General features: G+C 60.9%; 8 protein-coding genes, 1 tRNA gene and 1 pseudogene. 5 read left to right on the top strand and 5 right to left on the bottom strand.

The features are described 5' to 3' along the window. Positions 1 to 3 precede the first annotated feature (3 nt). From murI to PYK22_RS16850, 4 genes are all read left to right on the top strand, one after another. Entirely contained in the window at positions 4 to 828 is an 825-nt protein-coding gene (gene murI, locus PYK22_RS12575) for a glutamate racemase (protein WP_041977788.1), read from the top strand. A 132-nt stretch (positions 829 to 960) separates the two neighbouring features. Continuing rightward, positions 961 to 1,704: a ribonuclease PH gene (rph, locus tag PYK22_RS12570; protein ID WP_041977786.1), complete on the top strand. Its 744-nt coding sequence runs from the start codon at positions 961 to 963 to the stop codon at positions 1,702 to 1,704. Between the two features lie 85 nt (positions 1,705 to 1,789). Then, positions 1,790 to 2,296, top strand: coding sequence for a hypothetical protein (locus PYK22_RS12565; RefSeq protein ID WP_157770860.1), 507 nt, complete (start codon positions 1,790 to 1,792; stop codon positions 2,294 to 2,296). Between the two features lie 389 nt (positions 2,297 to 2,685). Then, positions 2,686 to 4,515 (top strand): ATP-binding protein, encoded by a 1,830-nt coding sequence (locus PYK22_RS16850; protein ID WP_162199849.1) that lies wholly within the window; start codon positions 2,686 to 2,688, stop codon positions 4,513 to 4,515. A gap of 279 nt (positions 4,516 to 4,794) precedes the next feature. Here PYK22_RS16850 and PYK22_RS12555 read toward each other — a convergent pair. The 5 genes from PYK22_RS12555 to PYK22_RS12535 all read right to left on the bottom strand — a co-directional run bounded on the left by PYK22_RS12555 (position 4,795) and on the right by PYK22_RS12535 (position 9,569). Then, positions 4,795 to 4,870: transfer RNA gene (locus PYK22_RS12555), tRNA-Ala, on the bottom strand. Positions 4,871 to 4,955: 85 nt separating this feature from the next. Next, entirely contained in the window at positions 4,956 to 6,185 is a 1,230-nt protein-coding gene (locus tag PYK22_RS12550; protein ID WP_060635644.1) for an alanyl-tRNA editing protein, read from the bottom strand. 10 nt (positions 6,186 to 6,195) lie between these two features. Next, complete coding sequence (locus PYK22_RS12545) at positions 6,196 to 7,086, bottom strand: diacylglycerol/lipid kinase family protein (RefSeq protein ID WP_041977782.1); 891 nt, start codon at positions 7,084 to 7,086, stop codon at positions 6,196 to 6,198. A 114-nt stretch (positions 7,087 to 7,200) separates the two neighbouring features. Continuing rightward, entirely contained in the window at positions 7,201 to 8,670 is a 1,470-nt protein-coding gene (guaB, locus tag PYK22_RS12540; RefSeq protein ID WP_041977780.1) for an IMP dehydrogenase, read from the bottom strand. A gap of 110 nt (positions 8,671 to 8,780) precedes the next feature. Next, the gene (locus PYK22_RS12535; protein ID WP_041977778.1) at positions 8,781 to 9,569 is read right to left on the bottom strand and encodes a helix-turn-helix domain-containing protein; all 789 of its coding nucleotides are present in this window, start codon (positions 9,567 to 9,569) and stop codon (positions 8,781 to 8,783) included. A 309-nt stretch (positions 9,570 to 9,878) separates the two neighbouring features. Here PYK22_RS12535 and PYK22_RS12530 point away from each other — a divergent pair. After that, positions 9,879 to 10,148: pseudogene (locus PYK22_RS12530) on the top strand (BMC domain-containing protein); the annotation flags it as partial. Between the last annotated feature and the right edge of the window lie 149 nt (positions 10,149 to 10,297).

Below are 10,297 nucleotides of genomic sequence, written 5' to 3'. Positions count from 1 at the left end.
GCGATGGCGAAGAGAGAGCTACCGATTGGCATCTTCGATAGCGGCGTTGGCGGTCTGACCGTCTACCGCGCGCTCCATGAGCGCTTGCCGAACGAAAAGTTCGTCTATTTGGGCGACACGGCGCGCGTGCCCTACGGCACGAAATCGCTGACGACGGTCGAGCGCTATGCCGTGGAAAACGCGCGATTCCTCGCGCGTCATGGCATCAAATTGCTCGTCGTCGCTTGCAACACGGCGTCGGCCTTAGCTCTCCCAGCAGTGCGTCGCGCGATCGAAGCGCCAGTCATCGGGGTGATCGAACCGGGCGCGCGCGCTGCGGTCCAGTCATCGCCCCATGGGCGGATCGGCGTCATCGCGACCGAGGCGACGGTCAAAAGCCGGGCTTACACGCGCGCTATTTTGCAGCTCGCCCCTCGAGCTGAAGTTTTGGAGCGCGCCTGTCCGCTCTTCGTCCCGCTCGCGGAAGAGGGGTGGGCCGATACGGAGGTGGCGCGGATGGTGGCTGAAGAATACCTGCGCGATCTGCGCTTGGCTGAGATCGACACGCTGGTGCTCGGTTGCACACACTATCCGCTTCTACGCCGAACAATTCAGAGCGTGATGGGAGAGACGGTGCGTATCATCGAGTCAGGCGAAGCGGTGGCCGAACAGGTCGCGCGGCTCTTGGAGGAAGAGGGGCTCGCGCACGCTCCCGTGGAAAAGCGCGCGCGAAGCTTGTGTGATGATCTGGACCATTTCTACGTCACCGATGCCGCTGAACGCTTTGCGCGCGTCGCCGAGCGGTTCTTGGGCCGCGCCCCGAAGGTGCTGGAGGCTGTGGAGATATAGTAGATCGCGCTGGCTTTCAGCATCTCATCTCAGTTAATTTTGAGGGCGCACGCTTCAGGGGGTTGAGCAAGAGATCTGACCATTGTCCTTCTGCCGAGCAGTTCAACTTTATGGGTTCGATCGAGGAAGCCGATGAGCTACACACGCACCGATGGAAGACGCGCTGATCAACTGCGCCCCGTCCGTATCACACCCGACTTCATGCCTTATGCGGAAGGCTCGGCGCTGATCGAGATGGGGCAAACGCGCGTCATCTGTACAGCTTCGTTTGAAGAGCGGGTCCCGCCGTTTCTGCGCGGCACGGGGCAAGGCTGGATCACCGCCGAGTATGCGATGTTGCCGCGTGCGACGCAACAGCGAACGCCGCGCGAAACGAGCCGGAGCGGCCCTTCGGGACGCACACAAGAGATTCAACGTTTGATCGGGCGCGCCTTGCGCGCGATCGCCGATTTGACTGCGCTCGGCGAGCGTACCATTACGATCGACTGTGATGTCTTGCAGGCCGATGGTGGGACGCGCACCGCTTCGATAACCGGAGCCTATGTCGCTTTCGCGCTCGCTTGCCATCGCTTGGTGAGCGGAGGACGGCTCGAGCGCTCGCCCGTTAAAGGCGAGGTGGCCGCGGTCAGCGTCGGCATCGTTGATGGCACACCGCTGCTCGACCTCAAATATGATGAGGATTCCCGCGCCGAGGTCGATATGAACGTCGTCTGCACTGGCGATGGGCGCTTCGTCGAATTGCAGGGCACGGCGGAGCATACGCCTTTCACGCGCGATGAGCTGGATTCTCTCCTCGCACTTGCGCGACAAGGGATCGAACAACTGCTCATCGCCCAGCGCGCGGCGATCGCCCAAGCTGCCTCGCCAGTTCGGTGACGCATCGAGCGCAAGCAGCTCAGCCGGGTTCCCAATCCGCACTCTTTGCGGGTATGATTGGGTGGAGTCTTCAAGGAGCGGTCCTATGAGGCATCGACAGGCTGTGCTCATCCTTTCGCTTCTGCTGCCGTTCTCCATCTCGTCTGCCTGGGCGCAAGAGAAGAGCGCTGGTGATGATTTCGTCATCGAGTTCCCATCTCCAGTGTGGCGCCCCGTCTCTCGCGGAGAAGGCCTGGTCTCATCGACCGAGTTCGTCTATGGCGATCAGAGCGACGGCTACTTGCGCGTCCGTAAGGAGATCGTCGAGGCCGGGACGACTCCATCGGATTTGGCGCGGCGTGACCGCGAGCAGAATCTGCGCTTCCGGCCTGGATTCGTCGAAGGGCGCGAAGAACGCTTCGCTGGACGTTTAAACGGCATCGTAACCTCTTACGAATTCACACAGGGCGGACGTCCCATGGCTGGGATCATCTACTACCTGCAAGCAGATCCGCGAACCATCTACGTTCTGCATTTCACCGCCGTGCGTGATCGCCTGCAACGCATTCGCAACCAAACCGATAGCATCGCAAGGAGTTTCCAAGTGAAATGAGCGGCACCGGTCCGGCGGCGAGAAACCGGGAAGACGCTTAGTAATCCCCCGAAACCCGCTCGACGGGAATGGCCATCTTCGCCAGCCGCAGGAGGGCCCCGTATCAGCCTGGCCCGCCGTTTGTCGAAAAAAAGCTTGTGTTAAACGCGAGTTGTCGGTGTATAATCACCTCGCGCCCCGCGTTCGTCGGGGCGCTTCCGAGAAGTTATCCAACCGAAGATGCATCCCGAAACGGGACGTCACGCGATCAAATGAGTTCTCATCTCCGCTCCCTCGTCATCTCAATTTCGTCTTCTCTTCTTTCCGGGCTCCTTGCCGCCGCTTTGTGGTTCGGAGGATTGCTCGAGCCAGCGCAGAGACTTTTCATCATAGAGCATCGAGATGGTGTCGTGGCGCCGCCGCGGTGGGTCGGTTTGATGTGCATCTTGGCCGCAAGTTTCGGGGCCGGTTTCGCCGTAGAGCGCCTCGGCGGGCGACGCGCGCTCGGGCTCATCTGCGGAGCGCTTCTCATCCTCTGCGGCCTCAGTTTCGGAGCGTCAGCGCTGCTCGGCATCGACACGGTCTTTGCGCCGTGCGCGCTGGGTTTGTGGCTGGGGGCGGCGGCGGTGCAGGTGAGGCGGTTAGGGGAGATCGACGCGGCGCTTACGCGCGCCGTTGAGACGAGGGCTTTTGAAGTCGATCGCCTCGCATCGAAAGCAGGTGAGCGAGTGGATGCGGCATTACGCCTGCTCGATTCGATCTTTGATTTAGAGGAGGCGATCATCTTCCAACTCGATCGGGGCGGTCTGTTGCAACCGGCGGCGCGCCATCGGGCGGCTGAGAACGGCTCCGCCGCCGAGCTGGATCGGCTGCGCGAGTGGCGTGAAGGGGTGGCCTTATGTGAGCGGGCTTTGCGCGCGCGCGCGCTGCAGGTGAATCCGAGCGGCAGGAAAGTGGCCGTTCCGCTCATCCATGAAGCGCAGGAAGTGGGCGCTTTGCTGGTCCATCTCAACGAGCCTTTCGCCCAGACGGACCGCGGGTTGCTCGATTCGATCGCAGCGCAGATCGCACGGAGCTTCCAGCGTCAAAGGGCTTTGGAGAAGTCTGTCGGTCGAAAGTTTCCGGCGTTGATCTCGACGCGGGCGGCTCGAAAGCGCTTGGAGCTTTTCGGGGTCGTGAGCGGTCAGTTGATCGAACGAGGGTTTGCGGCAAACGCGCTGACACAGACTTCGGACGCTTACGCGATCGCCTATCTCGATGGGACTTTGGCGATCGTTAACCGCGCGATGGAAATTTTGGTCGAGGCGGAAGCGGAAGAGATGCGCGCGCTCGATCTCTTCTCGCTCCTCGATCGATTTCGGACGGGCGTTTTCGATGAACCGGCCATCGCCGTCAGGCGTGTCTTACAGACGGGCGAGCCTTATGAGCGTGAACTCTATTACGCTGAGCGAGATCGCACCCTCGCGTTGCGGATCTCGCTGATCGTAGAGCCAAGCGCCGGGCCAGTCGGCTTTCTCCTCGCCGTGCGCGACATCACGCGCTTGAAAGAATATGAACAGCTGCGTAGCGACATGGTCTCGCTGATGTCGCATGAGTTGCGCACGCCGATCACGAGCATCAATGGCTTCGCTGAGCTGCTCGCGATGGATGAGAATCTGCCGGCGGATGCGCGCGAGTTTGCGACCATCATCCACCAAGAGTCGCAACGTCTATCGCGTATGATCGACACTTTCCTCCGGCTGACGCGGCTCGAGGCTGCCGATCGTCAGGAGATGAGGCAAGTCCCTTTACGGCTCGATGAAGTCGTGCGCGAGACGGTCTCTAATTTCCAAGCGGCGGCGAAGAAGAAGCGTATCCGTCTGATCGAAAAGACGAATGGCAAGATCCCGCCCGTCGCCGCCGATCGCGGGCTCATCATGCGCGCGGTTGCCAATCTGGTGGATAATGCGATCCGTTATAGTCCGGAGAAGACGACGGTGACTGTCTCGACCGAGCTTGAAGCCGATGCCGTGCGCGTCATCGTCGAGGATCAAGGCTACGGCATCCCGCCGGAAGCGCGGGATCGCGTGTGGGAAAAATTCTATCGCGTGGCGCGCGATGGCCAGGAGAAGGACGAAGAATCTACTGGGTTGGGGTTAGCTTTTGTGCGTGAAGTCGTCGAACGGCATAAAGGGCAAGTGTCGCTCGAATCGGAAGTGGGGCGCGGCTCGAAATTCAGCTTCACCTTGCCGCGTTTATGAGAGGTTCGCCCCAGTCCTGCCACCGATATAAATCGGGAGCGCGATCGTCGGACTCTGGCGGTTTGTCGCCATCTGATGCCTTCAAAAGAGATCAGTTTGTGACGTTTGGTGATGCTTAGCGCGTCTGCTGCCGACCGCTCGGGAAAGGATTTGATCAATCAATTTGTGACGTTTGGCGATGCTTAGCCACTGCAGGGATACCGAAGCGGGGGCGCGACCTTGAGGCGGGCTTAACCGGGATTAGCTTTCCCCTTCGCAGGCTGCGAACGAGAGATGAGATGGTGGAGCAGAGGGGGATCGAACCCCTGACCTCCGCATTGCGAACGCGGCGCTCTCCCAGCTGAGCTACTGCCCCACACGGGAAGGATTAATTTTACTTTCCGCCTTTCAGAAGTCAAGTTGAGACGTTCTGGCATCGGCTTTGAAACTGTCATCCGACTTTAAGTTTCAAGCTTGTGCGTTTCACCGAGAAGTTCGCAGGCGATCATCTGCAGCGTCGCCTCCACTCGCTTGAGGTCGCCTTTACCGCCGCCTTGCGCGAAATCTGCGCGCCCGCCGCCACGCCCGCCGATTTCGGCACACGCCCGCTCGATCAATCTGTTCATCTCTTCGTCGAGATCAGCGGACCGGGCGAAGATCAGGTAGGCCGAGTCCGCTTCATAGCTGCCGAGAAGCGCAACGGTCTTCGGGAATGAGCGTGCCGCTAATGCTAAGGATTTGAGCGCCTCTGGGGAACGCTGTGGGAAGAGGCGTGCGATGACCCCCGCCCCATCGGCGCGACGCGGTGCCGTTGTGAGCATCTCTTCGATCTCCCGATGCGCGAGCTGAGTTTCGAGCTCACGGACCCGTTTCGCTAGACCCTTGTTCTCTTCGAGCAATCGTGCGACGCGATCGGCTAAATCATCTCGCTCGCTGCTGAGCATGAGCGCGACTCGGTGCGCGATGCGGTTGATTTGCGTGTAATCGGCGAGCGCGCGTATGCCAGCGACGAACCTCAGGCGCGTCATTCTTTTGGCGCGCTCCCATGACCGCGCGAGGATAAGGCCGACTTCGCCGGTCCTTTTCGCGTGTGTTCCGCCGCATGGGGTGAGGTCGAAGTCTTCGATTTCGACTAGACGCAAAATCCCGCCACGTGTTGGTTCGCGGCGTAAAGCGAGTCGGGAAGCTTCTCGTGCCGCGAGGTAATGGATCTTGATCGGGCGGTCTTCCCAGACTATCTGATTGGCCAGTTCGATGGCGCGCGCGATCATTTCTTCGCAGGGGGCCGCGAGCGCGAGATCGATCTCCGAGATGCGATCCATGATGCGAAAACCGCGCGTCTCTGCTCCGAACAGCTTTTGAAAAGCCTGCGACAGGATGTGTTGTCCGGTATGCTGTTGCAAGTGTGTGAGGCGACGCAATCGGTCTATTTTACCAACGATATGTTGTCCGATTTCGGGGAGCGGTCCCTCAATGATGTGGAGGATGCGATCCTCTGCGTCGATGCACTCGATGACGCGCGCTTCGCCCAGCGTTCCCGTATCCGAAGGCTGACCGCCGCCCGTCGGGTAGAAGGCCGTGCGATCGAGCAGGACCGCGACGCGGGAATCGTTCAACTTCTCGACGGCGAGGACGCGCGCTTCGAACTCCATCAGGTGCGCATCATCGTAGTAGAGCCTTTCGGTCATCATCTTTACCTCGTCAAGGGACGATGATCTCAACTGGCGAAGCGGAGATGGTGAAACTCATCGGCAGCCGCCCGATCAATTCGCCATCGACTTGCACCGCGGCCTCGCCTCGAGCTCGGAGTTGAGAGGCGCGCAGCAGCAGGCAATCATGCGCGTCCTCGATCAAGCGATCGAAGATCGCGCGCCACAGCAGTTGAAGATAGCGCCAACGGCTGCGGGACGAGACGATGCATATCTCGAACTCCGGCTGGTCCAGCCGAGCATTGGGTGTGATCGCAAGTTCGCCGCCATATCGCGGCGCGCGCCCAATGGCCGCAAACGTCGCTTCGATGGTGCGCCCATCGATTTCGATCCGAAAGGGGGTGAGATGCCAGGACAGGAGATGCTCGACGCCGGAGATCCAAAAAGCCAATTGCCCCAGACGGCTTTTGAGACGAGGTCGCACGCGAGCGACGATCGAAGCGTCGAGCCCTATTCCGGCCATGAGCAGGAAGTAGCGTTTGAGGCCCGTGGCGTCGCTTGTGGCGATTCCGGGATAGATGCTTCTGGTTCGGCCTTGTATGATGGCGGCGACTGCGCGTTCGACGGAGGTCGGCAGCGCGAGCGCGCGCGCGAGCACGTTTGCCGTGCCGGCGGGCCAGATGGCCAATTTGACCTTGGTCCCGACGATCGATTGCAGGATCTCGTTGGTCGTCCCGTCGCCTCCAGCGGCGATGATGATCCCTGCGCCGTCGCCCAAAGCTCGCGAGGCGAGATGTGTCGCGTCGCCCGGGCCGGTCGTCCAGCACGTCTCGATACGCAGTCCGCATCGCGCGAGCGCTGACGTCAAGGATGCGATCTCACCGCGCCGACGTCCCGCGACGCCGCGCGCGCAAGGGTTGGCGATCAAAACGACATCGGTCATGGGTGGCGTGCTGGTCGGTTGTGTCCCAGCGCATCATCGGGTGTGGTGGTTAGGGCGATGGAACTTGCATGCGAGTGCGGGGCGTCTGTGGCCCGCACGGCGCGCCGATGGCGCTCATTCCAGTCGGTAATTCGGCGCTTCTTTCGTAATGATCACATCATGGACGTGAGATTCGCGCAGAGCGGCCGAGCTTATCTTGACGAAGCGCGCTTTCTCTTGCAGTTCGCGGATCGTGCGACATCCCGTGTAGCCCATCCCCGCCCGCAGACCGCCGACGAGTTGGGCCACCATGTCGGCTAACGTCCCTTTGTATGGAACGCGCCCCTCGATCCCTTCGGGCACGAGCTTCGCTTCCACCTCGATGCCCTCTTGTCCGTAACGATCGCGCGAAGTGCCGGAACTCATCGCACCTAAACTGCCCATGCCGCGGTAGGCTTTGAACGTCCGGCCCTGATAGAGGATCAACTCGCCCGGCGCCTCTTCGGTGCCGGCGAACAGAGAGCCGATCATGACCACATCGGCGCCAGCGGCGATCGCTTTGGCGATGTCGCCGGAGAATTTGATGCCGCCGTCGGCGATGATCGGCACGCCCGTGCCGCGGGCCGCCGCGGCGCAATCATGAATCGCCGTCAACTGCGGCACGCCCGCGCCGGTGACGATTCGCGTCGTGCAGATGCTTCCCGGTCCGACCCCGACCTTGACGGCATCGACTCCAGCTTCGATCAGTTCGCGTGTCGCCTCGGCGGTCGCGACGTTGCCCGCGATGAGCGGCACATCTGGATGACGACGCTTGATCTCGCGCACCGCGTCGATGACGCGCGTCGAATGGCCGTGGGCTGTATCGATCACCAGACAATCGACGCGCGCGCGGACCAGTTCATCGGCGCGCTCTCTGAAGTCGCCCGTCACGCCGATGGCCGCCGCGACGCGCAGTCGGCCCAACTCGTCTTTGGCCGCGTTCGGATACTTGATCGCCTTCTGGATGTCTTTGACGGTGATCAACCCTTTGAGCTTCTTGTGCTCATCGACGACCGGCAACTTCTCGATCCTGTGTTTCTGCAGCACGGCCTTCGCCTGTTCGAGCGTCGTGCCGACCGGGACGGTGATCAATGGCTGCGGCGTCATCGCCTCAGAGACGGGAATATCGAGCCGCGTCTCAAAGCGCAGATCTCGATTGGTGATGATGCCCACCAAATAGCCCTCTTCATCTACTACGGGAACGCCGCTGATCCGGTAGCGCTCCATCACCGCCAAAGCTTCGCGCACAGGGCGATCGGGACGAATCGTCACCGGATCGACGATCATCCCCGATTCCGAACGCTTGACCTTATCGACCTCTTCGGCCTGCTTTTCGATCGAAAGATTGCGATGGATGACTCCGATCCCGCCTTGTTGCGCGATGGCGATAGCCAGACGGCTCTCCGTCACGGTGTCCATCGCCGCAGAGCAGAGCGGGATTTGCAGGCGAATCGTGCGCGTCAGTTGCGTCGAAGTGTCAACTTCCGCAGGCAGCACGTCGGAGCGAGCCGGTACGAGCAGAACATCGTCAAAGGTTAGTCCTTCGCTGAGATCGGGCGTTAACATGCCAAACGTCCTTTGTCGAGAGCGTGAATCTTCGCGGCGCGCCAAAGTTAAACTAAGAAGTTAACAGCAACGAATGACAAAGGCAAGAAGAGAGCGCCGCTTGCCGCCCTTCATTGCGGTCGGTCGGCGCGAGCGATGGCGATCGAGGCGAGGCCGCCCTCTATCTTCGGCGTCGATTGGTATGGCTGGCCGTTGATCAGGACATCGAAGGCGCCGATCTTGCTGCGCGAAAACTCTATCCGCAGATCGCGCTTGGGCGTGAAGGCTTTGCTTTCGTTCGGTTGCAGGATGGCCTCGAAAATCTCCGCCTCATCGATGCGCGCGCGTATCCAGACCGGCTCGCTTCGCGCGCGCACCTCGATGGTAAAGGGCGTCTGTGACGGGCTCGCCTGTGGCGTCGGCGCGACCGAGGGCGTCGGTTGGACCTGCGGCTTGACGGTCACGGCTGTGCGGCGCTGATACCAGTGGAGCACGGCGTAGACGCCGAGCGAAAGGATCGCAAGGATCGCTACGCTCAGCAAGATCGTCGCCAAAGGCGATTGAGTCGTCTGCCCATCGGTGTAAACCGTAGGAGTGCGCAGCGGAGGGACATCTTCCATCGAGAGCCCTTGTTCGCGCGCAGCTTGTAGGTAAAGCTCAACCGCTTCCCGCTCATCAAATCCGACCGTGCGCGCGTAGGCTTTGATGAAGCTCCGGTTGAAGATGCCACCGGGCAGCTTGGCGTAATCGTCGTTTTCGATGGCCTCAAGATGGCGGAGCGAAATGCGCGTTTCGTCCGAGATGTCGCGTAAGGTGAGACCGCGCGCTTCGCGCGCATGGCGCAAACGTTCACCGAGCGTCGCTGTCCCCGGGTGTGCCTTCTTCTCGGCAGGATGCCCTTCAGAAAGGTTCAACGTCACGTGGCACTCTGGCAAATAAAGCTATTTTTCGCCGGGCTGCTAGAGCTCTCGGACGTTTAACTCGCGTGCGCAAACGACTATAACGCGCGCGCGCGCGCGCTGTCAATTCCGCTCTCGACGCTCAAAGTTTTGTTGGCTCTTTCAACAAAATCGCTGGCTGCAAAAGGCTGTCAGCCTCGCTCTCTGGCCGCGGCGGAGATGGTTGTTGGAGCTTGATTTTGCGCGCCTGAGGTGCTAGCTTTAGCTCAAAAGCTTCTCCCCAGAAGCGAGATTTTAATTTCTACAACGAGTGAGGAGATCCAAGGAAAGATGCCTCTCGAAGCACTCGGCATGGTGGAGACCAAAGGGTTCGTCGGGGCCGTCGAAGCGGCGGATGCGATGGTCAAAGCGGCTAACGTTCAGCTCATCGGCAAAGAGTACATCGGCGCGGGCTATGTGACCGTCTTCGTGCGTGGCGATGTCGGGGCGGTCAAAGCGGCGACGGATGCCGGCGCTGCCGCCGCACGAAGGGTCGGCGAGTTGGTCAGCGTACACGTCATCCCGCGCCCGCATGTGGAGGTCGAACGCATTCTCCCGCGCAACGGTCGCGTTGGCTATAGCCCCGATGAGCGTGCGTTGCAGGGGAGCGGTCAAGCTCAATTGACCGAGGGCGACGCCGGGCGTTCGCTTCAATCGGGCGCGCGCGAAGGAAACAAGGAGCGGAACAAGTAGCGCCGATCGGACCAGCG

This window comes from Pyrinomonas methylaliphatogenes (assembly GCF_000820845.2).
In the GTDB taxonomy this organism is placed as follows: domain Bacteria; phylum Acidobacteriota; class Blastocatellia; order Pyrinomonadales; family Pyrinomonadaceae; genus Pyrinomonas; species Pyrinomonas methylaliphatogenes.
The sequence above is the reverse complement of the archived record's forward strand: the minus strand, read 5'-3'. Positions and strand labels throughout refer to the sequence as shown.